General features: G+C 75.2%; 18 protein-coding genes. 11 read left to right on the top strand and 7 right to left on the bottom strand.

The features are described 5' to 3' along the window. Positions 1-198: 198 nt before the first annotated feature. Positions 199-1,149 (bottom strand): hypothetical protein, encoded by a 951-nt coding sequence (locus AB0O19_RS10530; RefSeq protein ID WP_363619021.1) that lies wholly within the window; start codon positions 1,147-1,149, stop codon positions 199-201. Positions 1,150-1,305: 156 nt separating this feature from the next. Between AB0O19_RS10530 and AB0O19_RS10525 the strand changes: the two genes are divergently transcribed. Both AB0O19_RS10525 and AB0O19_RS10520 read left to right on the top strand, forming a co-directional pair. After that, positions 1,306-2,424, top strand: coding sequence for an alpha/beta hydrolase-fold protein (locus AB0O19_RS10525; RefSeq protein ID WP_363619020.1), 1,119 nt, complete (start codon positions 1,306-1,308; stop codon positions 2,422-2,424). A 134-nt stretch (positions 2,425-2,558) separates the two neighbouring features. Then, positions 2,559-5,087, top strand: coding sequence for a glycosyltransferase family 39 protein (locus tag AB0O19_RS10520; RefSeq protein WP_363619019.1), 2,529 nt, complete (start codon positions 2,559-2,561; stop codon positions 5,085-5,087). A gap of 132 nt (positions 5,088-5,219) precedes the next feature. On the opposite strand, the gene AB0O19_RS10515 is transcribed toward AB0O19_RS10520, so the two are convergent. The 3 genes from AB0O19_RS10515 to moaA form a co-directional block, all read right to left on the bottom strand. Beyond that, complete coding sequence (locus tag AB0O19_RS10515) at positions 5,220-6,791, bottom strand: alpha/beta hydrolase (protein ID WP_363619018.1); 1,572 nt, start codon at positions 6,789-6,791, stop codon at positions 5,220-5,222. A gap of 60 nt (positions 6,792-6,851) precedes the next feature. After that, positions 6,852-7,610 (bottom strand): HNH endonuclease family protein, encoded by a 759-nt coding sequence (locus AB0O19_RS10510; RefSeq protein ID WP_363619017.1) that lies wholly within the window; start codon positions 7,608-7,610, stop codon positions 6,852-6,854. 120 nt (positions 7,611-7,730) lie between these two features. Further along, entirely contained in the window at positions 7,731-8,726 is a 996-nt protein-coding gene (moaA, locus tag AB0O19_RS10505) for a GTP 3',8-cyclase MoaA (RefSeq protein WP_363619016.1), read from the bottom strand. Between the two features lie 146 nt (positions 8,727-8,872). Between moaA and AB0O19_RS10500 the strand changes: the two genes are divergently transcribed. From AB0O19_RS10500 to AB0O19_RS10480, 5 genes are all read left to right on the top strand, one after another. Next, positions 8,873-9,484 (top strand): NTP transferase domain-containing protein, encoded by a 612-nt coding sequence (locus tag AB0O19_RS10500; protein ID WP_363584076.1) that lies wholly within the window; start codon positions 8,873-8,875, stop codon positions 9,482-9,484. A gap of 164 nt (positions 9,485-9,648) precedes the next feature. Continuing rightward, positions 9,649-10,500, top strand: coding sequence for a hypothetical protein (locus AB0O19_RS10495; protein WP_363584078.1), 852 nt, complete (start codon positions 9,649-9,651; stop codon positions 10,498-10,500). Between the two features lie 318 nt (positions 10,501-10,818). After that, a complete protein-coding gene (locus tag AB0O19_RS10490) occupies positions 10,819-11,616 on the top strand; it encodes a hypothetical protein (RefSeq protein ID WP_363619085.1) in 798 nt (265 codons plus the stop codon). 168 nt (positions 11,617-11,784) lie between these two features. Continuing rightward, a complete protein-coding gene (locus tag AB0O19_RS10485) occupies positions 11,785-12,720 on the top strand; it encodes a (2Fe-2S)-binding protein (protein WP_363619015.1) in 936 nt (311 codons plus the stop codon). A 214-nt stretch (positions 12,721-12,934) separates the two neighbouring features. Beyond that, on the top strand, positions 12,935-13,993 hold the full coding sequence (locus tag AB0O19_RS10480) for a DUF2637 domain-containing protein (RefSeq protein WP_363619014.1): 1,059 nt from the start codon (positions 12,935-12,937) through the stop codon (positions 13,991-13,993). A gap of 6 nt (positions 13,994-13,999) precedes the next feature. On the opposite strand, the gene AB0O19_RS10475 is transcribed toward AB0O19_RS10480, so the two are convergent. Beyond that, positions 14,000-16,351, bottom strand: a complete 2,352-nt coding sequence (locus AB0O19_RS10475) for a SpoIIE family protein phosphatase (RefSeq protein WP_363619013.1) — start codon at positions 16,349-16,351, stop codon at positions 14,000-14,002. A gap of 369 nt (positions 16,352-16,720) precedes the next feature. Further along, positions 16,721-17,236, bottom strand: coding sequence for an ATP-binding protein (locus AB0O19_RS10470; RefSeq protein ID WP_107452835.1), 516 nt, complete (start codon positions 17,234-17,236; stop codon positions 16,721-16,723). A 590-nt stretch (positions 17,237-17,826) separates the two neighbouring features. Between AB0O19_RS10470 and AB0O19_RS10465 the strand changes: the two genes are divergently transcribed. The 4 genes from AB0O19_RS10465 to AB0O19_RS10450 all read left to right on the top strand — a co-directional run bounded on the left by AB0O19_RS10465 (position 17,827) and on the right by AB0O19_RS10450 (position 22,055). Further along, complete coding sequence (locus AB0O19_RS10465; RefSeq protein ID WP_363584084.1) at positions 17,827-18,537, top strand: urease subunit gamma; 711 nt, start codon at positions 17,827-17,829, stop codon at positions 18,535-18,537. Then, on the top strand, positions 18,534-20,249 hold the full coding sequence (locus AB0O19_RS10460) for an urease subunit alpha (protein WP_363584086.1): 1,716 nt from the start codon (positions 18,534-18,536) through the stop codon (positions 20,247-20,249). The genes AB0O19_RS10465 and AB0O19_RS10460 overlap by 4 nt, the downstream gene beginning before the upstream one ends. A 35-nt stretch (positions 20,250-20,284) precedes the next feature. Continuing rightward, positions 20,285-21,331: an agmatine deiminase family protein gene (locus tag AB0O19_RS10455; protein ID WP_363619012.1), complete on the top strand. Its 1,047-nt coding sequence runs from the start codon at positions 20,285-20,287 to the stop codon at positions 21,329-21,331. Between the two features lie 124 nt (positions 21,332-21,455). After that, positions 21,456-22,055 (top strand): TetR/AcrR family transcriptional regulator, encoded by a 600-nt coding sequence (locus tag AB0O19_RS10450; RefSeq protein ID WP_363619011.1) that lies wholly within the window; start codon positions 21,456-21,458, stop codon positions 22,053-22,055. 521 nt (positions 22,056-22,576) lie between these two features. On the opposite strand, the gene AB0O19_RS10445 is transcribed toward AB0O19_RS10450, so the two are convergent. Continuing rightward, entirely contained in the window at positions 22,577-24,073 is a 1,497-nt protein-coding gene (locus AB0O19_RS10445; protein ID WP_363619010.1) for a hypothetical protein, read from the bottom strand. Between the last annotated feature and the right edge of the window lie 192 nt (positions 24,074-24,265).

Raw genomic sequence — 24,265 nt, 5'->3', positions numbered from 1 at the left:
GAAAGTGCCATGGTCACTTCAAGTGGTCAACCGTATTGGCCGAACTCGCCGACGGCAATCGGCCGTTGCGGCCCGGGGCGGCAACCATCCGCCCCGGTATGCCCGTTAAGGGCGGGCGCGATGGCACCCCACGGCACCGGCCGTGCCCGCCCGCCGGAGCGCCATGTCCACCCGTCGGCCCGCCCGCTCCGGCTACGGCTAGGGCTGCGGGAAGGAGTCCGCTTCCACCTCGTCGGTCTTGGCGTTGCCGCCGACCGTCGGCTGGAGGGTGATCGACCAGGACGTCGCGGTGCGCCCGGTCTCGAACGCCAGCGTGTCCTGGAACTTGGTGAACCGGCAGCTCTGCGTGAACGCCTTCGCGTCGGAGTCCCAGTCCACCCCGCCCGCGAAGTACACCTCGTACGTGCCGTCCTCGACGCCCTCGATACTGGCCTTCTGCCCCTTGGCCACGTACACCGAGTGCACCGACTTGCCGTTCAGCGCGAGCGAGACGACCGCGTCCCCCCTGCCGCCGTTGTCGACCTTGAACACGCCCTGGCCGCGCAGCCGCCCCTCGCGCACCAGGGTGCCGTTGTCCAGCGAACGGGACTGCTGCTTCGGGGTCTGCGGGACGGCGAAGGTCGTCGGGTAGCCGGCCGCCGCCATCTTGGCCAGGGCCGCCGACACCGCCGCCAGGCCCTCCGAGGCGCCCAGCTCGGCCTGCGCGGAACCCACCGCGCAGACGCCCCTGCTCTTGATGTCGCCGCGGACCTTCGTCGCGTCGGCGGCCAGCGAGGTCAGCGCCGCCACCAGCTCGGTCCGCGCCGTGGTGACCGCGGCCGGTTCGTCCGCCAGGCCCAGGCTCCGCCCGGCCGTCCGCGCGCTGGTGGCGATGCCGCCGAGCACGCCGTCGAGGTCCCCCAGGGTCTTGGCCCCGGCCACCTGGCCGAGCGCGGCGTTCACCGGGTCGATGTTCGTACCGAGCACCGGGCCGTACGGCGGCGGCGTCGGGGTGGGGGTCGGGGTCCGCGTCGGAGCGGGCGGGGCCGGGGCCGCGCCGGTGGACGGCCCGCCCGCGGCGCTCCCCCCGCCGCCCCCGGTGCCGCTGGAGCAGGCCGCGAGCAGCAGTACGGTGCCGACGGCCAGACCGGCCTTGGTGATGGACTTCATGAACCCCGCCCCCGTGACGCCCCGCGCACACAACGTGCACGTGTCCGCCGCCATGCTGGCGGGCCCGCCCGGCGCGGTCAACCGGATTCCGAGGGCGTGCGGAGGGCGTGCAGGGGGCGCCCGGGGGCGCTGATCGAGGTCAACTACGATCGGGGCGTGCTCAGCCTCACCGGACTCCCCCTCCAGATCGTCGCCTCGGTCGTCGCGATCCTCGTCTTCGGCGCCACCATGTGGCTCTGGCCGCGCTTCGGCGGGAAGGGCTGGAAGTCCTGGACGGGCCGGCTCGGCGCCTTCCTCGCCACCCAGATCGCCGTGCTGGTCGCCATGGGCCTGATCGCCAACGGCTACTTCGGCTTCTACAGCTCCTGGAGCGACCTGCTCGGCACCGACGGCAAGCCGGGCACGGTCGTCGACCACACGCCGAACGCCTCCGTGGCCGTCACCGGCGAGCAGAAGTTCTACTCGGCCCAGGGCTCCGACCGGGAGCGCTCCGGGCTGATCCAGCAGGTCGCCGTCAAAGGAGCCTCGACCGGCCTGAGCACCGAGGCGTTCGTCTACCTGCCCCCGCAGTACTTCCAGCCGGACTACGCGCAGCAGCGGTTCCCGATGGCCCTGGTGCTCACCGGCTACCCGGGCACCCCGGAGAAGCTGATCTCGCTGATGCAGTACCCGGCCTCCACCCTCACCGCGATCGAGCAGAAGAAGCTGCCGCCGACCGTCCTGGTGATGATGCGCCCCACGGTCGTCGGAAACCGGGACACCGAGTGCGTCGACGTGCCGGGCGGCCCCCAGGCGGAGACCTTCTTCACCACCGACCTGCCCAAGGCGCTCGCCACCACCTACCGGCTCGGCACCGACCCGGCGAGCCGCGCCGTGATCGGCAACTCGACCGGCGGCTACTGCGCGCTCAAGTTCGCGATGCGCAAGCCCGACTCCTACCGCGCGGCGGTCGCGCTCTCCGGCTACTACAGCGCGGCGCACGACGAGACCACCGGCGACCTCTTCGGCGGCAACGACCAGCTGAAGCAGCAGAACGACCTGCTGTGGCGGCTGAAGAACCAGCCGGCCGCCCCCGTCTCCCTGCTGCTCACCACCAGCTACGACGAGAACAACTACGCCGACACCCAGGCCATGGTCGGCGCCTTCAAGGCCCCCACCAAGCTGTCCACCATCACCCTGGACACCGGCGGCCACAACTTCCACACCTGGACCCGGGAGATCCCCCCGGCCCTGGAGTGGCTCGGCCAGCACCTCACCATGCCGAAGGCCGCCTGACCACGCCGAAGGCCGCCTGACCGATCCCCCGGCGGCCCGCCCGATCACCCGATCACCCGAACGCCCCGCAGATCACACCCGTCTCACAGCGTCGTCTCACGCTCCTCTCAGCCACACCACGCACGGTATGGCGCATGACCACGACCAGCTACTCCACTCCGGCCGGCGAACCGTGGCCCGAGGCCGCGGACTTCCCGCCGCCGGAGGTGCCGCGGCCGGACCCCGACCGGCCGGACCCGGCGCCGCTCTTCCCCGAGCAGCCCCTGCCGCCCACCGGCCCCAAGGGCCCCGCCTCCTGGTCCGGCCGGCTGCGCACCCTCCCCGCCCGCGCCTGGCGCGGCCGCGCGGACGACCCGCGCTGGGTGCGCCCGGCCCTGCTGGCACTGCTGGCCGCGACCGTCGTCCTCTACCTCTGGGGCCTGAGCGCCTCCGGCTGGGCCAACGCCTTCTACTCGGCCGCCGTCCAGGCCGGCAGCCAGAGCTGGAAGGCCTTCTTCTTCGGCTCCTCCGACGCCGGGAACTTCATCACCGTCGACAAGCCCCCGATGTCGCTGTGGCCGATGGCCCTCTCGGTGCGGGTCTTCGGCCTGTCCTCCTGGTCCGTGCTCGCCCCGCAGGCCCTGATGGGCGCCGCCACCGTCGGCGTCGTGTACGCGACGGTGCGCCGGCGCTTCTCCCCGCTCGGCGGCCTGCTCGCCGGGGCCGCCCTGGCGCTCACCCCGGTCGCGGCGCTGATGTTCCGCTTCAACAACCCCGACGCGCTGCTGGCCCTGCTGCTCACCCTGGCCGCGTACGGGCTGGTACGGGCCATCGAGGCGGCGGGCACCCGGTGGCTGGTGTTCACCGGGGCGATGTTCGGCCTGGCCTTCCTCACCAAGACCCTGCAAGCCTTCCTCGTGCTGCCCGCCTTCGCGCTGGTCTACCTGGTCGTCGCGCCCACCGGCCTGTGGCGGCGGGTGCGGCAGCTGCTGCTCGCGGGCGCGGCCATGGTGGTCGCGGGCGGCTGGTGGGTCGCGGTGGTCGAGCTGCTGCCGGCCTCGGCCCGCCCGTACGTCGGCGGCTCGCAGGACGACAGCTTCCTCTCCCTCACCTTCGGCTACAACGGCCTCGGCCGGATCAACGGCGACGAGACCGGCAGCGTCGGCGGCGGCGGGCGGCTCCCGGCCGGGCTCGACCTGCCGGCCGGGGCGATGCGCGGCGGCCGCGGCTGGGGCCAGAGCGGCCTCACCCGGCTGTTCGGGAGCGACATCGGCGGGCAGATCGCCTGGCTGCTGCCGGCCGCGCTGATCCTGCTGGTCGCCGCCCTGTGGGCGACCCGCCGCTACGCCCGCACCGACACCGCCCGCGCGGCGTTCCTGGTCTGGGGCGGCGCGATGCTGTCCACCGCGCTGGTGTTCAGCTTCATGTCCGGGATCTTCCACCAGTACTACACGGTGGCGCTCGCCCCGGCCGTCGCGGCGCTGGTCGGCATGGGCGTGGACGGCCTGTGGCGGGCCCGGCACCGGCTTCCGTGGGCGCTGGTGCTGGCCGGCACCCTCGCGGTGACGGCGGTGTGGGCGTTCGTCCTGCTCGGGCGGAGCGCGGAGTTCCTGCCCTGGCTGCGCTGGGCGGTGCTGGTCGGCGGGCTGGTGGCGGCGGCCGCGCTGGTCGCCGGACAGCTGGCCGGGCGGGCCGACGGGCGGCTCGGGGCCCGGATCGCCTCGGTCGCCGGCCTGGTCGGCCTGGCGGCGGCGCTCGGCGGGCCGGCCGCGTACGCGGTGGACACCGTCGGCACGGCGCACAGCGGCTCCATCGTGACGGCCGGGCCGGCCGTCCAGGGCGCCTCCGGCCCGGGCGGCGGCCGGCACGGCGGGCAGGGCTTCCCGGGCAACGGGCGGGCGTTCCAGCCCGGCCAGAACGGCGGCGGGCAGAACGGCGGCTGGCAGAACGGCGGCGCACCCGGCTTCCCCGGCGGGGGCGGCGGGCAGAACGGCGGCCGGCCGGGCGCCCAGGGCGGGGGCAACGGGTTCAACGGCGGGGGCAACGGCGGCCAGGGCGGCTTCAACGGCGGCAACGGCGGCTGGCCGGGCGGCGGTTCGGGCAAGGGCCCGGGCGGCGGCAACGGTCACCGCGAGCGCGGCACGGGCGCCAACCCCGACACCGCCAACCCCGACACCGGCAACCCGGGCACCGGCAACCCCGGCAGCGGCGAGGATCCCGGCGCCTTCGGCCCGGGCGGCGCGGGCGGCCCCGGAGCGGGCGGCATGGGCGGCGCGGGCGGCATGGGCGGCCTGCTCGGCGGCACCAAGGTGAGCGAGGAGGCCTCCGCCCTGCTCAAGGAGAACGCCGACCAGTACACCTGGGCGGCCGCCACCAGCGGCTCGCAGAACGCCGCCAGCTACCAACTCGCCACCGGGAAGCCGGTGATGGCCCTCGGCGGCTTCAACGGCACCGACCCCTCACTCAGCCTGGCCGGCTTCCAGAAGTACGTCCAGGAGGGCAAGGTGCACTGGTTCATCGCCGGCGGCTCCCACCGCGGCTTCGGCGGGGCCGAGAGCGGACGGGGCGACACCGGGGAGAAGGAGTCGGAGACCTCCCAGATCGAGAGCTGGGTGACGAGCCACTTCACCGCGAAGACGGTCGGCTCCACCACCTTCTACGACCTGACGGCCCCGACGTCCTGACCGTCCGACCTCCTGACCGTCCGACCTCCTGACCGTCCCACCCCAGGGGGCGCACCGCAGCCGGCGGTGCGCCCCCTTCGCGTTGCCCCTGGCCAGCTCCCGCCGGCCCCCGTCAGCTCCCGTCAGCTCCCGTCAGGCGGACGGGCAGTGCGTCCCGGCGGCGGGCAGCGTGCCGTCCACCAGGAACGCGGCCACCGCGTCCCGCACGCACCCGCTCTTGTCGTAGCCGGTGTGCCCGTCGCCGTCCCGGGTGAGCAGGACGGCGTCGGCGAGGGCGGAGGCCATCCGCTGCGCCCACGGGTACGGCGTGACCGGGTCGGCGGTGGAGCCGACCACCAGGATCGGGGCGCTGCCCTCGGCCCGGATCCGGGCGGGCCGTTCGGCGGTGCGGTACGGCCAGGAGCGGCAGTCCGGGGCGAACAGCGCCGCCGAGGTGTCGTGCCGGCTCATCAGCGGGGCACGGGCGGCGAGTTCGGCGCGGTCGGTGCGCAGGTCCCCGGCGCCGGGGGCCATCAGGGCGTCCGCGCAGCTGATGGCGACGAAGGCGTCCGCCGCGGTGGAGTATCCGCCGTCCTCGGCGCGGCCGTTGGCGCCGTCGGCGAGGGCGAGCAGTTCGGCGGCGTCGCCGCGGGTGATCGCCGGGTCGAGGGCCTGGCGCAGCCGCTCCCAGGAGCGGTGGCCGTCGTAGAGGGTGTCGAGGGTGCCGTTCCAGGCCAGGGTGGCGGTGAGGCGGCGGCCGTCGGCGGCGGGCAGCGGGTGCGCGCGCAGGCCGTCCAGGAAGTCGGCGAGCCGCTGCGGGGCGGCGGCGCGGTCGCGGCCGAGCGGGCAGCCGTCGCGGCCCGCGCAGTCGGCGGCGAAGTCCCGCAGCGCGGTCTCGGTGGCGGCGGCGGCCTCGACGTTCATCCGGACCGGGTCGAGGCTGCGCTCGAAGGCGCCGTCCAGGGCGAGGCGGCCGGTGCGGGCGGGGAACTCCTCGGCGTAGAGGGCGCCCAGGTAGGTGCCGTAGGAGCTGCCGAGGAAGTCGAGCCGCCGTTCGCCCAGGGCGCCGCGCAGCACGTCCAGGTCGCGGGCGGTGTCGCGGGTGGAGAGGTGGGGCAGCAGCGTGGCGTACCGGGCCTGGCAGGCGTCGGCGAGCACCCGGCCGCGGTCGTAGCCGGGGTCGTCGGTGCTGGTCCACTCGTCCCGGGTGCGGTCGTCGAGGCAGTGCACGGGGGTGGTGCGGCCGGCGCCGCGCGGGTCGAAGCCGACCAGGTCGAAGTGGTCGGAGAGGGTGCCGCGGTAGTCCTCCCAGCCCCAGACGACCCGGTCCACGCCGGAGTTGCCCGGCCCGCCGGGGTTGAGCACCAGTGCCCCGATCCGCCGGTCGGCCTCGGTGGCGCGGATCCGGGAGACGGCGACGTCGATCGTCTCGCCGCCCGGATCGGCGTAGTCCAGCGGGACCTTGAGTCCGGTGCACTGCGCGACCGGCTCCCCGGCCGGGCGCTCGGGCCGGTCCGGGCAGTCCTTCCAGTCCAGCGGCTGGAGGTACAGGGCCGCGAGCGCGGGGGCGGCCGTGCCGGGCACCAGCTCCTGGGGCCCGGCCGCGGCCGCGGTGCCGGGCCGGCGGGCGCCCGGGTCCGACGGCCCGGTGCAGCCCGCGGCGAGCACGAGGAGGGCGACGGTGAGCAGGGCGCGGAGCGGGCGCCGGGGGTTCGACGAGTGCACCGCCCACGAATACCACCCGGCGCCCGCTCCCGTCACACCAGCACCTGCCGTAACGATTCCTCAGCCGCCGCACTGCTGGAGCATGGCCTGCTTGTCGGCCGCGGTGACGGGGAGCTGGTACTTCAGGGAGACCTGGGCGAAGCGGACGGCGTAGGAGCAGCGGACGGCGGTGTTGGCGGGGAGCCAGGTGGCCGGGCCGGAGTCGCCCTTGGAGGCGTTCTGCGAGCCGTCGGCGGGGATCAGGTTGAGCGGGTCGTTGGCGATCTGGACGCGCTTGGCCTTGTCCCACTTGGCGGCGCCCAGCTGCCAGTCGTAGGACAGCGGCATCACGTGGTCGATCTGGATCTTCGTGGCCTGCTGCTTGGTCCACTGGACGTTCTTGCCGGTGTACGGGTCGTAGATGGTCATCGCGGTGACGACGCAGTTCGACCCGTCCTTGCGCTCGACGGCGGCGCCGTCGCGGGCGAGCAGGTCGTTGCGGGTGTCGCAGTTGTTGTGGCCGAGCGGGACGCCGTCGACGTTGTCCGTCCAGGCGGGGCCGAACTCGTTGCGGTCGTAGCCGTCCTTGGGGCCGGCGGCGGCGGTGGCGACCTTGGCTATCACGTCCCGGCCCGCCTTCTGCTCCTCGGGCGTGGTCAGCGGGGCCAGTCCGGGCTTGGTGCCGTCCGGGTTCTGCAGCGGGCTGGTGCCCAGGCCCCCGGCGGGCGCGGCGGAGTCGCCGCTCTTGTGGTCACGGCCGCCGAGCAGCCAGCCGGCCAGCGCGAGCGCGCATATCAGGAACACGGTGGCGGCGGAAAGGGCGGTGCGGCGGGCGGGCACGGATAACTCCCGGGATCTGGGGCGGGTTGACGGCGAACCAGCAGATCAGCCACCCCGAGAGCAGGTCAAGGCGACGCCACGCGAACCCCGCCGACCATGTCGAAGCTCACACCCCGGGCGTCAGCCGCCGATGGCGGACATCGGGCGGTCGGGCCGGACGAAGCCGGCGGAGTTGACGGCGTGTCCGGGCCCCTTCCCGGCCACCGAGGCCCGCCAGGCCGCCTCGATCCGGTCGTCGTCGGCACCGCCGCGCAGCAGCGCGCGCAGATCGGACTCCTCCGTCGCGAACAGGCAGTTGCGCAACTGGCCGTCGGCGGTGAGCCGGACCCGGTCGCAGCCCCCGCAGAACGGGCGGGTCACGGAGGCGATCACCCCGATGACGGCGTCCGTGCCCGCGACCCGCCACTCCTCCGCCGGGGCGTTGCCCCGCCGCCCCACGGGCAGCAGGTCGAAGCGCTCCCCGAGCCGCTCCAGGACCTCCGCGGCGGTGACCATCGCCGAACGGTCCCAGGCGCCCTGCGCGTCCAACGGCATCGACTCGATGAACCGCATCCGGTACCCGTGCTCCACCGCGAAGGCCGCCAGCTCCGGGATCTCGTCCTCGTTCACCCCGCGCACCGGCACCGCGTTCACCTTCACCGGCCCCAGCCCCGCCGCCCGCGCCGCCGCCAGGCCCGCGAACACGTCCGCGATCCGGTCCCGCCGCGTGATCCGCGCGAACCGCTCCGGGCGCAGCGTGTCGAGGCTGACGTTCACCCGCTCCAGCCCCGCCGCCCGCAGCGCCACCGCCGTGCGGGCCAGCCCGATCCCGTTCGTCGTCAGCGACACCTCCGGCCCCAGCGCGGCGATCCGCCCCACCAGTTCCGGCAGGCCCCGCCGCAACAGCGGCTCCCCGCCGGTCAGCCGCACCGAGGCGATCCCCAGCCGCCCGACCGCGATCCGCACCAGCCGCACCACCTCGTCGTCGCCCAGTGCCTGCGCCCTCGGCAGCCAGTCCAGGCCCTCGGCCGGCATGCAGTAGGTGCAGCGCAGGTTGCAGCGGTCGGTCAGCGAGACCCGCAGGTCGGTGTGGACCCGGCCGAAACGGTCCAGCAGCGGGCGCGGTGCGGTGTTCATCGACCCAGTACAGGGGCCGGCGGGCCGCAGGACCAGCGGCCGAACCGCCGGGGGGCGGCCACCACCTGCGGGTTCCCCTTGTACATTCGTACAACTGTGGGTTCGTACGGCTGCGCGGCGGCGGCCCCGGCGGGCAGGCTGGGCCCATGCAGACCACCGAAGACCCGACCGGGCCCGTTGCCGCGCTGGTGCTCGCCGCCGGGGGCGGGCGACGCCTCGGCGGGCGGCCCAAGGCCCTGATCCGGTACGCGGGCCGCCCGCTGGTCGAGCACGCGGTGGCGGTGGTGCGGGCGGGCGGCTGCGCGGACGTCACGGTGGTGCTGGGCGCGGCCGGCGAACGCGTCCGCTCGACGGCGCACCTGCCGGGCTGCCGGCTGGTGGCCAACCCGGACTGGGCGGGCGGCATGGGCTCCTCGCTGCGCGCCGGGCTGGCCGCGCTGGCGCCGGAGGTGTCGGCGGTGCTGGTGATGCTGGTGGACACCCCGGGCGTCACCGCGGCCGCGGTGGCCCGGCTGCTGGCCGCGCACCGGGCCGGCGCGGAACTGGCCGCGGCGGCCTACGGAGGGCGGCGCGGGCACCCGGTGCTGATCGGCGCCCGGCACTTCGCGGAGGCGGCCGCCGGCGCGTCCGGCGACGCCGGGGCCCGCACCCTGCTGGCCGCGCACCCGGGCGCGGTCACGCTGGTCGAGTGCGCCGACGTCGCCGTCCCGGACGACCTGGACACCCCCGCCGACCTGGCCCGCTGGTCCGCCGGCTGACCGCACCCCGCCGACCGGGGTGTCCGAAGCACCCGTGGTGGGAACCGGCCGGGCGCACACCCCTGATCCGACCCTGAGGATTGCCCCATTCCGTGCCAAGGACCCAACGTTTCGGGGAGCATGGAAACCGTTCCACCACCCGACTCGAACGGACGGAGCCCGCGATGGCCGGACTGCCCGAAGACTTCACCGGACACGACCCCGCGAGGCCAGGGCACGGGGCGGGCGGTGGCGCCCGGGCGATCCGCTGCCCCGCCTGCCGCCGCGAGCACCTCTACGAGCCGCCGTCGCTGCCCTGTCCGTGCGGCGCCTCGCTGAAGGTGCCGCTGCTGCGCGGCGGGGTTCCGGTGCAGGTGCGGTTCCGCTCCTGGGAGGACTCCTGGCTGAGCATGCGCTGTCCGCACTGCGGCCGCTCCGACCAGTGGCCGCAGCCCGAGTTCACCTGCAACTGCGGCGCCACCGTCCGGCTGCCGGTGGACCGCACCACCCGGCTCGGCGGCGGCACGGCCGGCCCGCTCGCCACCCCCGGCCCGCAGTCCTCCCGCCCGTACCCGGCCCACCCGATGGGCGCCCCGGTGCCCGCCCCGCCCGGCGGCTCCGGCGGCCAGCCCAAGCCGTTCCGCCACCGCGCGCCGTTCCGCCCGCACCCGGTGCGCACCTCGCAGGACGCGGTCTTCACCGCCGCCCGCTACCTGGAGTGGCTCGGCTTCGACGACCTGGAGCTGACCGAGGCCCAGGAGCGCGACGGGGTGACCCTGCTGGGCAGCCGGATGGTCGCCCAGGTGGACACCTGGACCGAGCCGGCCGACGTGAAGTCGGTCGAGTGCCTGTGGCTGCAGACCCTGCACGCCGAGGAGATGGCCGCCGCCATGTTCACCCTGGCCGGCTACTCGCACCAGGCCACCGTGCGCGGCGAACAGCTGCTGGTCGCCCTGTTCAGCCTGGACCTGGCGGGGGTGCCGCAGCCCGCCAACGGCGCCGCCGAGGCCCTGATGGAAACCGGCTGGACGTCCTGACCGACCGGAGGCCGCCGGGGCGCGTCCGCCAGGGCGTGCCTTGTGGATCAGGCCAGGCCCTAGATCATTTCCCCCGCGAATGCAAGAACCTCCGCTCGTGATCTGGTGCACAAGCTCACCCCCGTGTTGAATTGCCGCCACAGCGCGGGCCCTTGCGCTGCCGTCGCCGTGCCGCCGACAGTCGACGGCGGCGACGCCGGGCAGGGCCGCGCCCCGCTGGATGGCGCACACAAGGAGGTGGCGTTGTCAGAGCACGGATGGGGCCCGAACGGCCCGAACGGGCGGGGGCGGGCGGCAGCGGAGGAGCCGGGCGACACCGTGTGGCGACTGAGGTCCCGGGGGTGCTGGCAGGAGGCGGCCGAACTGCTGCGCCCGGCCGCCGAACAGGACCCGACGGCGGCCCTGGCACGGGCCGAACTCCTCATCGAGCAGTGCCTGTTCACCGCCGCGCAGTGGACCCAGGCGGAACAGGCGCTGCGCCTCGCGGAGGCCGTGGTGGCCAGCACCGAACAGCGCGCGGCCGCGGCCTGCGCCCGCGGCTTCCTGGCGTACGTGGCCAGCGTGCTCGGCCCCCGGGACCGGCTGGACGAGGCACAGGCCGCGCTCGGACGCACCTCGGCACTGCTGCCGCCGGACGCGCCGGGCCGCCCGCTGCTGGACTTCCGGCGCGGACTGGTCGCCGAGAACCTGCTGCGCGACCGCGGCGCCGCCTGGATCGCCTACCGCCGGGCGCACGACGGCGCGGGCGAACGCGGGGACGAACTGCTGCGCTCGTACACCTGGCGCCACCTGGCGGCACTGGCCCTGGCCCGCGGGGACCGCGACCACGCCCGCGAGGGCTTCGACGCCTCGCTGCGGCTGCGCGAGCAACTCGGCTTCACGGTGGGGGTGGCGCCGGCGCTCGCGGCGCTCGCCGAGGTGTCCGAGCCGGCCGAGGCCGCCCGGTTGCGCGCCGAGGCGGCCCGGCTCGTCCACGCCCTGGGCGGCGTGCCGGTCTGGCTCGCGCGCCAGTTGGGCACCGCCCGCACGCCGGGGCCTGCCCCGGAAGGGGCCCGCACGCCGGGGCCTCCCCCGGACGGGCGCATCACCCGCGAGACCTGGGGGACGATCAGCTAAGGTGAGCCTAACCTGGCCGGGGTGAGCAGTACCCCGGCCGGGTTCGCCTTGCCGTTCCCCGGGCACCGCCATGCCCCGGTCCGGCCGGGCCCGGGCGGGCCACCACCCCGACCGGGCACCGCCGGGCGGTCCATGGGCGGTCCCCGGTCGACCCGATGGGGCCCGCCCATGACCGCGAGCAGCACCCGGCCCGGCCCCACGCCGTGCGCCCCCCGCACCACCGAGGCGCACGCCCTCACTCCCCCGCCGGCCGCCGACGCCCCCGGCGCGACCTCGTACCACCGGCTCACCGCGCTCGCCCCCGTCCTGCGGGTGCGCTGCGCCCCGCCCCGCCGCGGCGACGGCTGGATCCCCGCCGCCGACCTGACCACCCGGCCCGAGGCGGTCCGCGAGCTGATCGCCCACGACGCCCGGCAGGGCCTGGCCCGCTACGGGCGGCCGCTGCGCCCGGACGTGGCGGCCGGCTTCGGCCTGCACCGCGTCGTGTGGCCGCTCTCGCTGCTGTTCACGCTGCCGTGGTTCCTGGAGCGCCGGGTCCTGCTGCTCGGCCCGGAGGACGTCTCGGTGCGCCGCGGTGCCGACCGGGTGGAGCTGACGGTCCGCCCGGAGGCGTTCGCCTGCCTGCCGGACGACCCGGCGGGCGGCGTGCCGCGGGCCCGTACGGTGCCGGACGCGAACGCGTTGGCCGCCGAACTGCGGTGCGCGCTGGGCGGGTTCCTGGAACCGGTGCTGGCCGCCTTCCGGCCCGAGGTGCGGCGCGGGCCGCGGGTGCTGTGGGCGATGGCCACGGACGCGGCGGTGGAGGGGCTCTGGTACGCCGGCGGGCTGCTCGGGGAGCAGGAGCGGGCGCGCGCCGAGCTGTCCGCGCTGCTGGAGCCCTCGCAGGCGGGCGGCGCGGCGGCGGCACCGGCGTGCGCGCCCGGCGTGACCGGCGGCCCCGCTCCTGCCCCGTCCCCCTTCACCCCGGGTGCCGGTTTCGCCGCGCCGGCGGCCGGGTGCGGGGGTGCTTCGGGCACCGACCGGGCCCGGGCCAGCTGCTGCCTCGTGTACACCGCCCAACCGGAGGACATCTGCGGCGGCTGCCCCCGCGTCATGCGGGGTTGACGAAAACACGTGCGAGGCCGGATCCGGAAAGCCCGGAATTCCGGGAATAACCCGCTTCGAATGCATAAGAAAATGCGATTGTCGCGGGGTCAGAAATCCCTCTACTCAGCGCATTGGCACCGAATCGGCCATTCCCCCGCCGAGCATCCGCCATGATGGTCCCCGCCATCACGACGCAGGAACGCGACGCAGGAAAGCGAGGCTGGTTCCGGCGATGAAATTGTCCGACATACCGCTCGGCTGGGCCGTCACCGGAGGTGCGGGGCTGCTGGTCAGCGCGCTCCTGGTGGCCCTGGTCCGGAGCCGGGGATCCGCCGCCGCCGGAGGGCCGGATTCCTGGGAGCGTTCCGAGGAACGGCGCCGCCGCAAGGAATCCCTGTACGGCGGCGCCTCGTACACGCTGCTGTTCTGCTGCGCCGGTGTCGCCGCCGCGCTGTCCTTCCACGGGCTGGTCGGCTTCGGGGTGCAGAACCTCGGGCTGTCCGGCGGCTGGGAGTACCTCGTGCCGTTCGGCCTCGACGGCGCCGCGATGTTCTGCTCGGTGCTCGCCGTCCGCGAGGCCAGCCACGGCGACGCCGCGCTCGGCTCCCGGCTGCTGGTCTGGCTGTTCGCCGGCGCCTCGGCCTGGTTCAACTGGGTGCACGCCCCGCGCGGCTTCGGCCACGCCGGCGCCCCGCAGTTCTTCTCCGGCATGTCCCTCTCGGCGGCCATCCTGTTCGACCGGGCGCTCAAGCAGACCCGCCGGGCCGCGCTGCGCGAGCAGGGGCTCGTCCCCCGCCCGCTGCCGCAGATCCGCATCGTGCGCTGGCTGCGCGCCCCGCGCGAGACCTACGCGGCCTGGTCGCTGATGCTCCTGGAAGGCGTCCGCAGCCTCGACGAGGCGGTGGACGAGGTCCGCGAGGACAAGCGGGAGAGGGCCGTGGAGCGGGAGCGCCGCAGGCTCGCCGGGCGCCGCGAGCGGGCGGAGATCCGGGCGATCAGCCGCAGCAACAGCGCCTGGCGCGGACGCGGCGGCGGCGCACGGCAGTTGGAGTCCGGCTCGGAATCCGCCATAGCCGGCGGGCCCGCGGCGGAGCGGCCCGCCGGGCCGCGCGAGGTCGAGGCCGCCGAGGGCGCGGTGGTACCCGCCGAGGGCACGGTGGCGCAGCCGGGCCTGCCCGCCCGCCCGGAGCGGCGCACCATCGACCTGACCGTCGACGAGGACACCGTGACGCTGCCCCGGCTGGACTCGCTGGAGCGCAAACTGAAGGACCTGGAGCAGCAGTTCGGGTGACCGGACCTAGGTAGCGGGCGTGCCGCTGAGCTCGAACCACATCCGCTTGCCGGAGCCGCGCGGCTCCACGCCCCAGGCGTCCGCCAGCGCCTCGACGAGCATCAGCCCGCGCCCGGAGGAGGCCTGCTCCCCCGGGGTCCGGCGGGTCGGCCACAGGTCCGACTCGTCCTCCACCTCGACCCGCAGCCGGGCCCGGCCGCCGTCCGAGGCCGGCTCCCGGTAGAGCCGGGCGGTGAACATGGCGTCCCGGTCGGTGTGCCGGATGGCGTTGGTGACCAGTTCGGAGGAGAGCAGTTCGGCGGCGTCGATGAACTCGGCGACGCCCCAGCGGCGCAGCGCGTCGCGCAGTTCGGCCCGGACCTCGGAGATCCGCGCCAGGTCGGCCTGGCCGATCCGGCGGCGCAGCTGCTGGGCGGCCAGGCCGCCGGCCGGACCGTCCCAGCGCAGGAGCAGCAGCGCTATGTCGTCCTCGCGCTCGCTGGAGTCGGCGGCCTGGGAGGCGATCCGGTCGGCCAGGTCCTCCAGCGGGTCGCGGGCCGCCTCCTCGGCGGGCGGCATCGGGCGGGCGAGCGCCCGGGTGAGCCGGGCGATGCCCTCGTCCAGGTCCATGCCGCGCGCCTCGACCAGGCCGTCGGTACAGAGCAGCACCGTCTCGCCCGGGTCCAGGCTGAACCGGGTGACCCGGTACTCCTGGTCCGGGTCGATGCCCAGCGGCAGCCCGCCGGCCACCGGCACCACGGCGGCGGTGCCGTCCGCCCGGCGCACCACCGGGTCGAGGTGGCCGGCCCGGACGGCGTAGACCACGCCGTAGTCCACGTTGACCTCGGCGTAGGCGCAGGTCGCGAAGTGGTCGGTGTCCAGGTCGGCGAGGAAGCGGGAGGCGCGGGCCATCACCGCGGCCGGCGGGTGTCCCTCGGCCGCGTAGGCGCGCAGCGCGATCCGCAGCTGGCCCATGATCCCGGCGGCGTGCACGTCGTGGCCCTGGACGTCCCCGATCACCAGGCCGACGTGCCCGCCCGGCAGCGGCACCACGTCGTACCAGTCGCCGCCGATCTGCAGGCCGGAGCCGGCCGCCAGGTAGCGCACGGCGGTCGTCACCCCCGGCACCGACGGCACGGTGCGCGGCAGCATCACCCGCTGGAGGCCGGCCGCCAGTTCGTGCTCGGCGTCGTGCAGCCGGGCCCGGGCCAGGGACTGGGCGACCAGCCCGCCCAGGGTGGACAGCAGGGTGCGCTCGTCAGCGTCCAGCTCGCGCTCGTCGTCGAAGCTGACCACGCAGACGCCGATCGCCCGCCCGCTGGCCACCAGCGGCAGGAACGCCCAGGAGCCGCGCCCGGTACGGCTGGTCGGCTCCCAGACCTCGGGGTAGGACGCGCGGAACTCCTCGCGGGTCGGGATGAACACCGGCGCCCGGTGGCGCACCGCCTCCGCGGCCGGGTGCCCGGCCGGCAGCACCGTGCGGTCCCAGACCGCCAGCGCCTCGGTCCGGTAGCCGGAGGCGCCGAGCACCTGCGCCCGGCCGGCCTCGAAGGAGGCCAGCACCAGGCCGTCCGGCGGCAGTCCGGGCAGCGGCAGTCCGGTGAACACCCGGGCCACGTCGCGGACGGTGACGGCTTCGGAGAGGGCGCGGGCCGCCTCCTTGATGAACCGGGAGCGCTCCTCGCGCAGCAGGGCCATCCGGTCGGCGCGGTCGCGCTTGTGCAGTTCGACGGTGGCGTCCCAGACGAAGCCCACCATCCGCGAGGCCCGGCCGAAGGCGTCCGCGAGCACCCGGCCGCGGAAGCGCACCGCGCGCATGGTGCCGTTGGGCCCGACGGTGCGGTAGTAGGCGCCGCACTGGCCCAGTTCGGCCACCGCGCGCTCGACCCGGCGGCGTACCACCGGCGCGTCCTCGGGGTGCAGCAGGGCCAGGAAGGAACCGGCGGTGCGGTCGAAGCGGCCCTGGTCCATGCTGTCCAGGCCGATGATCGCGCAGGCCCGGTGGTCGCCCTCCAGGACGTCGCGGCGGATGTCCCAGTCGAAGGAGCCGATGCCGTTGGCGGCCATCGCGGGCTCCAGCCAGTCCGGCATGGTGTCCGCGGAGGCGGGCGGCAGGCTGCCGGGGAGCACCGTCGCCAGCCGTCCGGCGGCGAGCGCGGGCGCCGGGCGCGGCACGGGCCGGCGCACCGCCTGCGCGGGCGGCTTCGCCCGGCCCGGCCCGGCCGCGGGGCGGCCGGCGGGGGGCTGGTCGACCGTCACGGGAGCGGTGGGGCCGGCGGGGTTCGGACCGGTGGTGTGGGTGGAGGCTGCCTGCTGCGGTTCGGCGGTGGGCGCACCGGATGGAAGCGCCGGCCCCGGCGACTCGGGCTCAGTGGGCATGCTGCTCCTGCCGCTGCCGTGGCGGACCGCGCCGACCGTCCGGACGGGCCGCGTGGCGGTGTGATGGGTGGTGCTGGATCGGACGGTGTCGACGGGCGGGGTCGGTCGAGGTTCGGTCTCCCCGCTGCTTCCCGCACGTGGACACACATTCCCACCATCCTGTCCAATGTTGGGCCGAGCGGCAATGGCAACGGGCCGGAAATCTTCCGCTCCGCCTTCTGTTCTGGGCATGCTTCGAAGGCGAATGAATCGACGGCGAACGGTACGGCGGGCCACGCGCACCCGCATGCCCCGCGCCCCGAGCGCCCTGGGCCCGCGCTCCGCGCTCCGTGCCCGCGCCCCGTACCCGTGCCCCGCGAGCGGCCGGGCTCAGGGCAGGGCGAGCTCGAACCAGGTGACCTTGCCGTCGCCCCGCAGCTGCACGCCCCACGCGTCCGCGAGCGACTCCACCAGCAGCAGGCCGCGCCCCGAGGTCGCGTACTCGGCGTCCGGATCGCGGCGCCGGCCGGGCAGCCGGGTCGTGCCGTCCTGCACCTCGATCCGCAGGCGGTGGTCCGACCCGAGCACCGCGTCGAACACCGCGCCCTTGCCGGTGTGCAGCAGCGCGTTGGTCACCAGCTCGGAGGAGAGCAGTTCGGCGGTGTCCGACAGCTCCGGCACCCCCCAGTGGCTGAGCGCGGTCCGCAGCCGCCGGCGGACCGAGCCGACCGCGACCAGGTCGGCCGGGTCGAGCGTCAGGTGCAGCCGGCGGTGCAGGGCGCAGCCGGGGGCCGAGGTGCCCGGCAGGGTCGTCCCGGTGCCGCCGGCCGCGCCCGGGGCGGGCCCGGACCGGTAGGCGTCACCCGAACTCGTCCGCTGCCGCGGGAATCGCGACTGACCGTCCATCAACACATGCCCCCGCCCTCGAATCCGAGCCCCCGCCTCCGGATCCCCCGCCGGCCGGGTGGCCCCCACGTTCTGACCACCCATCCTCATGCCCAGTTGACGGCGTTTGCAACAGTGTGCGTCCGATCACGTGGGGTGAAAGGGGCACGGGGAGGTTCACGTGATCCAACTGCCCGCGCCGGACAGGTTTGCGAAGCGCAGAGCCTGTTTTCGAGCCCGCCCCCGCCCGATCCCGCGCACACCCGGCGCCCGGGCGCCGGCCCGCGCCGCCCTCCCGCTCCCCGTCGCACCCCGCCGCGCGCCAGGCCCCGTCCTGCTCCGCGCGCCCGGCGCACCCCGGCCGCGCGCCCTCCCCTCCAGGGCTCCGCCACCACCGTGACGGGGCCCTCGCCCCCGCCCCCTCCAGGGCTCCACCCCCGCCGCTCCGGGGCTTCACCCCAGCCGCGCGCCCGGCGGGCCGAACCCCTGCGGACCGGCAACGCTGGACACGGCGGCCCGGTCCGGGTTCAATGGCCCGAGATGTTTGAACGACGTTCTAACATCGCCCCCGAAAGCCGACCCCCTCCCCCGGCGACCGCGAGCGAGGAACCGTGCGACTGACCCCCACCGAGCGGGACCGGCTGCTGATCTTCACAGCAGCCGAACTGGCCCGCGCCCGCCGCGCCCGGGGCGTACGCCTCAACATCCCCGAGGCCACCGCCCTGATCGCGGACACCGTCTGCGAGGCCGCCCGCGACGGCCGGCGCCTGGCCGAGGCCATCGAGGCCGGCCGCAGCGTGCTCACCGCCGCCGACGTGCTGCCCGGCGTGCCGGACGTCGTCACCGTCGTCCAGGTCGAGGCCGTCTTCGACGACGGCACCCGCCTGGCCGTCGTCAACGACCCGTTCCGGGGCGCCGGCTCGCTCGGCGACGAGGCCCCCGGCGGCGCGCTGATCGGCGACGGCGCCGGCTACGACCCGGTCGAGGAGACGGTGCTGCTGCCCGTCCACAACACCTCCCAGGTGCCGATCTCGGTCACCTCGCACTTCCACTTCTTCGAGGCCAACCCGCGCCTCGCCTTCGACCGCGCCGCCGCCTACGGCACCCACCTGGCCGTCCCGGCCGGCTCCTCGGTGCGCTTCGACCCGGGCGCCACCGTCCAGGTCGGCCTGGTGCCGATCGGCGGCGAGCGCGTCGCGATCGGCTTCGCCGGCCTGGTCGACGGCCCGCTGGACGCGCCCGGCGCGAAGGAGGCCGCCCTGGCCAAGGCCCGCGCGACCGGCTACCTGACCACCTTCGACGACGCGGAGGTGCCGTCATGACGTCCATCACCCCCCACGACTACATCTCGGTGCACGGCCCCCGGGCCGGCGACCGGATCCGGCTCGGCGACTCCGGCCTGATCGTCCGCGTCGAGTCCGACTCCCAGGCCCCCGGCGAGGAGTTCCTGGCCGGCTTCGGCAAGACCGCCCGCGACGGACTGCACCTCAAGGCCGCCGCCGTCCGCGACACCTGCGACGTGGTGATCAGCAACGTCCTGGTGATCGACGCCATCCAGGGCATCCGCAAGACCTCGATCGGCCTGATCGGCGGCCGGATCGCCTCGATCGGCCGCGCCGGCAACCCCGACACCCTCGACGGCGTGGACGTCGTCGTGGGCACCGGCACCACCATCGTCTCCGGCGAGGGCATGATCGCCACCGCCGGCTCCATCGACACCCACGTCCACCTGCTCTCGCCGCGGATCATGGAGGCCTCCCTCGCCTCCGGCGTCACCACGATCATCGGCCAGGAGTTCGGCCCGGTCTGGGGCGTCGGCGTCAACTCCCCCTGGGCCCTGCGCCACGCCTTCAACGCCTTCGACGCCTGGCCCGTCAACATCGGCTTCCTGGGCCGCGGTTCGTCCTCCGACGCGGCCCCGCTCGTCGAGGCCCTGGCCGAGGGCGGCGCCTCCGGCTTCAAGGTCCACGAGGACATGGGCGCCCACACCCGCGCCCTGGACACCGCGCTGCGCGTCGCCGAGGAGTACGACGTCCAGGTCGCCCTGCACACCGACGGCCTGAACGAGTGCCTGTCGGTGGAGGACACGCTCAAGGTGCTGGAGGGGCGGACGATCCACGCCTTCCACATCGAGGGCTGCGGCGGCGGACACGTCCCCAACGTGCTGAAGATGGCGGGCGTGCCCAACGTCATCGGCTCCTCCACCAACCCCACCCTGCCGTTCGGCCGCGACGCGCTCGGCGAGCACTTCGACATGATCGTCTCCGCCCACGACCTCAAGACCGACCTGCCCGGCGACGCCGCCATGGCCCGCGACCGCATCCGCGCCGGCACCATGGGCGCCGAGGACGTCCTGCACGACCTCGGCGTCATCGGCATCACCTCCTCCGACGCCCAGGGCATGGGCCGCGCCGGCGAGACCGTCCGCCGCACCTTCGCCATGGCCGGCAAGATGAAGGCCGAACTCGGCCCCCTGGACGGTGGCTACGGCACCACCGAGAGCGGCGACGACAACGAGCGCGTCCTGCGCTACATCGCCAAGCTCACCATCAACCCCGCCATCGCCCACGGCCTCTCCCACGAGGTCGGCTCCATCGAGGTCGGCAAACTCGCCGACATCGTGCTGTGGCGCCCCGACCACTTCGGTGCCAAGCCGCAGCTGGTCCTGAAGGCCGGCTTCCCCGCCTACGGCGTGGTCGGCGACCCCAACGCCTCCACCGACACCTGCGAACCCCTCGTCCTCGGACCGCAGTTCGGCGCCCACGGCGCCACCGCCGCCGACATCTCGGTCGCCTTCGTCGCCCAGGCCGCCGCCGACGGCGCCTACCTCGACCGCCCCGCCGACGGGCTGCCCACCCGCCGCCGCCGCGTCGGCGTCCGCAACACCCGTGGCATCGGCCCGCGCGACATGGTCCGCAACGCCCGGGTCGGCCGCGTCGACGTCACCCAGACCGGCCTGGTCTCGCTGGACGGCGAACCGCTGCGCTCCGAACCCGCGGACAGCGTCTCGCTCAGCCGCCTCTACTTCCTCTGACACTTCCGCCGAACGCCTCCCCCTAGGACTCCCGGATGACCACCCCCACGCCCGCCTCCCTCGGCTACCGGATGCCCGCCGAGTGGCACCCGCACGACCGCACCTGGATGGCCTTCCCCACCGCCAACCCCACCTTCGACACCCCCGAGAACCTGCACGCGGGCCGCGAGGCCTGGGCCGCCGTCGCCAACACCATCGTCCGGTACGAGCCGGTCACCCTGGTCGTCAACACCGGCGAGACCGCGGACGCCCGCCGGTACGTCTCCGAGCAGGTCGAGATCGTCGAGCGCCCGCTCGACGACGCCTGGATGCGCGACATCGGCCCGTCCTTCCTGATCGACGGCAAGGGCTCGCTGGCCGCCACCGACTGGATCTTCAACGGCTGGGGCGCCCAGTCCTGGGCCCGCTGGGACCACGACCAGCACATCGCCGAGCACATCAGCGAACTGACGGGCGTCCAGCGCTTCGCCTCCCGGCTGATCAACGAGGGCGGCGGCATCCACGTCGACGGCGAGGGCACCGTCCTGGTCACCGAGACCGTCCAGCTCGGCGAGGGCCGCAACGCGGACTGGACCAAGGAGGAGGTCGAGGCCGAGCTGCACGCCTTCCTCGGCACCACCAAGGCGATCTGGCTGCCGCGCGGACTCACCCGCGACTACGACGAGTTCGGCACCCGCGGGCACATCGACATCGTCGCCTCCTTCGTGCGCCCCGGCGTCGTCGTCGCCCACGTCCAGCCGGACCCCGCCCACCCGGACCACGCGGTCTGCCAGGAGCTCGTCGCCATCCTGCGCGCCGCCACCGACGCCCGGGGCCGGGCGCTGGAGGTCGTCGAACTGGCCGCCCCCACCGTCCTGCTGGACGAGGACGGCGAACCGGTCGACTACTCCTACATCAACCACTACGTGGCCAACGGCGCCGTGATCCTGTGCGCCTTCGACGACCCGCGCGACCAGGAGGCCGCCGCCGTCCTCGGCCGCGCCTACCCGGGCCGCACCGTCGAACTCGTCGACGCCCGCGAGATCTTCGCCAACGGCGGCGGCATCCACTGCATCACGCAGCAGCAGCCGAAGTCCGCCTGATCCCAGGCCACTTGAGGCACCTGGGCCACCTTGGGCACCTGGGCCACCCGGCTGCCGGGGCGGGGGCACCTCCCCCGCCCCGACAGCCTTCCGACCTCCGCACCACCGAGGGAGCGCACCGCACATGGCCGACCCCCGCCCGCGCCGGCCGGCACGCCCCCGCGAGGAGGTCTTCGCCACCGCCCGGGCCGCGATCGCCGAACACGGGCTCGCCAAACTCACCATGGCCGGGCTCGGCAAACAGCTCCAGATGAGCGCCGGACACCTGCTCTACTACTTCGGCAGCAAGGACCAGCTGCTGCTGGAAACCCTCCGCTGGAGCGAGGACCAGCTCGGGGCCCGGCGCCGCGACGCCCTCGCCGACCGCTCGCGCGACCCCTGGCAGCGGCTCGACGCCTACCTGCGCCTCTACCTGCCCGACGGGGCGGGCGATCCGCGCTGGATCCTGTGGGTCGAGGTGTGGGGGCGCTCTCCCGCCAGCGCCGAGATCCGCCAGGGGCAACAGGAGATCGAGGCGCCCTGGCAGGCCGACCTGGTCGCCCTCATCGAGGAGGGCACCGCCACCGGCCACTTCACCCCCGGGCCCTCCGCCGACCGGGCCACTCAGATCCGCGCCCTCCTCGACGGCCTGGCCGTCCCCCTCGCCATCGGCCTCCCCGGCACCCACCGCCCCGCCGCCCTCACCCAGGCCACCGCCGTCACCGCGATCCTCCTGCGCACCTGACCAGGGGCTGCGGCGGCGAGGGAGAAAATATACCAACCGGTCTATAGATTTTCCTCGGTGACGCGACGGCGCGATGCGCGCGCGTGATGCGTGGCGTGTGGGGCGCGTGGCGTGGGACGTGGGGCGCGTGGGTGCGCGCAGTGCACAGGAAGTCGGCCCGGTCGACTTCCTGCGCGATCCACTCCCGTCGGCGCGGTCGGCGCGGTCGTGACCAGGGAAAAATATGTCGGTCGGTCTACATATTTCGCCACGGGAGGGGCCCGGATCAAGCTAGGGCTTGCTCAGGTAGGTGAGGACGGCGCGGACGCGGCGGTCGGTGTCGTCGTCGGTCATGCCGCCCTCACCCTCGTCCTGCCGATCGCCGTCATCGGCGGCAACCGATCCCGGGCGCCTGCCCGCCCTGGCACGCCGCGGTGCAGGTCGTCCGCGCGCTGCCCGCCCTCCGGGCCGCGGTCACCGTCCGCGGCGCGGCACCGGCGGGCCGGCGGTGCTCCAGCCGTCCCGCGGTCGTCATGCGGTCGTCATTCGGTCCAGACGGCGGCCGCCGTACGGTCGTCGGCGTATCCCTTGGCGCGGACCTGGACCTGGCGGAGGAAGTCGACGGTGCCGGGCGGATGCGGGTGGGCCCAGTGGGTGGACAGGAAGTGGGCGACGGCCGGCTCGTCGGCGATCGGGCTGGCCAGGCCGGGGGTGCAGAGCAGCAGCACGTCGCCCGGAGTGGCGGGGACCAGCCGGAAGCGGAACGGCCTCGGCTCCTCCGGCGGCTGCCGGCCGTCCGGGTGGTGCAGCAGGCGGGCCGCGTAGGCGTCGATCCAGTGGCCGGAGCGCAGCAGGTAGAGCCCGCCCGGGCCGACCCCGAAGGCCGCCCGGTGGCCGACCGCCGGGTCGAGCGACAGCAGCAGGCAGTGCAGCGAGGCCGGGGAGGGCGTGCCGTCCTCCTCGTTCCCGGGCACGAGCGCGCGCAGCGGGGCGACGGCGCCGGTGGCGAGCCGCTGGAGGCCGTAGCGCAGCCGGTCCCGGGCACCGTCGCGCAGGTCGGCGGCCAGGCCCTCGCGGCTGCGGCCGACCGCGGCGGCCAGATGGCGGCAGGCCTCGCGGGTGCTGGTGGCGACGGCCTCCGGGGCGAGCGCCTCGTCCGCGGCGGTGCCGGTCCGGTCGATGCCGGCGAGCACGGCGAGCAGCAGCCCGTCCGGGCCGTCCCCGAACCTGGTGATCAGCAGCGCATCGCGCCGCGACTCGCCCCGGTAGCGGGCGGAGTCGCCGCGGACGGAGACGGCGCGCAGGACGGACGGCCCGTACTGGGCGCCCTCCAGGACGGTGTCCGGCACGAGTGCCCCGAGGACGCCCGGGTCCGCCTCCGGGACGGCGGTCGGCTCCGGTCCGTAGGTCGGCGGGCGCTCGCCGATGTGCGGCACGGTGGGGGCGCCGTCGGCGAGCGGCGAGCGGACGGCCGGGCGCGGGTCGGGGACGGTGGGGGTGGCGTCGGGTTCCTCGGCCGCCTCGGCTTCGGGCTCGGGCTCCTCAGCGGCGGCCTCCGGTTCGGCCTCGGGTTCCGGCTCGGGTTCCGGCTCAGGTTCCGGCTCAGGTTGCGGCGCGGGCTCGGAGGTGGGCTTGTCCAGGGAGACCGGTGTGGGGAGGGTGTCGGCTTCGCTTTCCTGGACGTCAGGGGCGAGGACCCGCTCCTCGTCCGCCCGCTGGGGTCCGATGACGCCGATCGCGGTGTCGAACCAGTCGTCGATGCTGTCCCGTTCCAGCACCTCGGCCGCTGCCGGCACCGCTGCCGACTCCGGCTCCGGCACCGCGTCCAGCACCGGCCCCGTGTCCAGCACCGACTCCGGTTCGGCCGTGCGCTGCTGGCCGATGAGGCCGACCGCCGTGTCGAACCAGTCGTCGACGCTGCCGTCGCCGGGGTCCGCGTGCGGGGTGTCGGGGAGGGTGCCCGCCGGGCCGTCGTAGACCGTGTCCCACCAGCCGTCGTCCGGCCGGTGCGACTGTGCGGGGGCACCCTGCTTGCTCATCTGGCGGCTCCTGGTCGGTCCGTGGTCGCGCCGCCCCCGGCGGGGCCGGACTCGACGTCATTGTCTCCAAGTGCAACGACGCTGTCCGGGTTTCGGCGACAACCGGTCAGCGCCGGGCCGTTCCCGGCCACCGCGCCCACCTCGGGTTTCACCGGGGAATCCGGCCCCGCGTCCGGCCCCGCGTCCACCCCC

The sequence above is a fragment of the Kitasatospora sp. NPDC091276 genome (assembly GCF_040684355.1).
In the GTDB taxonomy this organism is placed as follows: Bacteria; Actinomycetota; Actinomycetes; order Streptomycetales; family Streptomycetaceae; genus Kitasatospora.
The sequence above is the reverse complement of the archived record's forward strand: the minus strand, read 5'-3'. Positions and strand labels throughout refer to the sequence as shown.

What these genes read in the sequence shown, in the direction of transcription:
- AB0O19_RS10530 (WP_363619021.1), bottom strand. Translation starts at nt 1,149, where the DNA reads ATGAAGTCCATCACCAAGGCCGGTCTGGCCGTCGGCACCGTACTGCTG.
- AB0O19_RS10520 (WP_363619019.1), top strand. Translation starts at nt 2,559, where the DNA reads ATGACCACGACCAGCTACTCCACTCCGGCCGGCGAACCGTGGCCCGAG.
- moaA (WP_363619016.1), bottom strand. Translation starts at nt 8,726, where the DNA reads ATGAACACCGCACCGCGCCCGCTGCTGGACCGTTTCGGCCGGGTCCAC.
- AB0O19_RS10500 (WP_363584076.1), top strand. Translation starts at nt 8,873, where the DNA reads ATGCAGACCACCGAAGACCCGACCGGGCCCGTTGCCGCGCTGGTGCTC.
- AB0O19_RS10495 (WP_363584078.1), top strand. Translation starts at nt 9,649, where the DNA reads ATGGCCGGACTGCCCGAAGACTTCACCGGACACGACCCCGCGAGGCCA.
- AB0O19_RS10485 (WP_363619015.1), top strand. Translation starts at nt 11,785, where the DNA reads ATGACCGCGAGCAGCACCCGGCCCGGCCCCACGCCGTGCGCCCCCCGC.
- AB0O19_RS10480 (WP_363619014.1), top strand. Translation starts at nt 12,935, where the DNA reads ATGAAATTGTCCGACATACCGCTCGGCTGGGCCGTCACCGGAGGTGCG.
- AB0O19_RS10475 (WP_363619013.1), bottom strand. Translation starts at nt 16,351, where the DNA reads ATGCCCACTGAGCCCGAGTCGCCGGGGCCGGCGCTTCCATCCGGTGCG.
- AB0O19_RS10470 (WP_107452835.1), bottom strand. Translation starts at nt 17,236, where the DNA reads ATGGACGGTCAGTCGCGATTCCCGCGGCAGCGGACGAGTTCGGGTGAC.
- AB0O19_RS10460 (WP_363584086.1), top strand. Translation starts at nt 18,534, where the DNA reads ATGACGTCCATCACCCCCCACGACTACATCTCGGTGCACGGCCCCCGG.
- AB0O19_RS10455 (WP_363619012.1), top strand. Translation starts at nt 20,285, where the DNA reads ATGACCACCCCCACGCCCGCCTCCCTCGGCTACCGGATGCCCGCCGAG.
- AB0O19_RS10450 (WP_363619011.1), top strand. Translation starts at nt 21,456, where the DNA reads ATGGCCGACCCCCGCCCGCGCCGGCCGGCACGCCCCCGCGAGGAGGTC.
- AB0O19_RS10445 (WP_363619010.1), bottom strand. Translation starts at nt 24,073, where the DNA reads ATGAGCAAGCAGGGTGCCCCCGCACAGTCGCACCGGCCGGACGACGGC.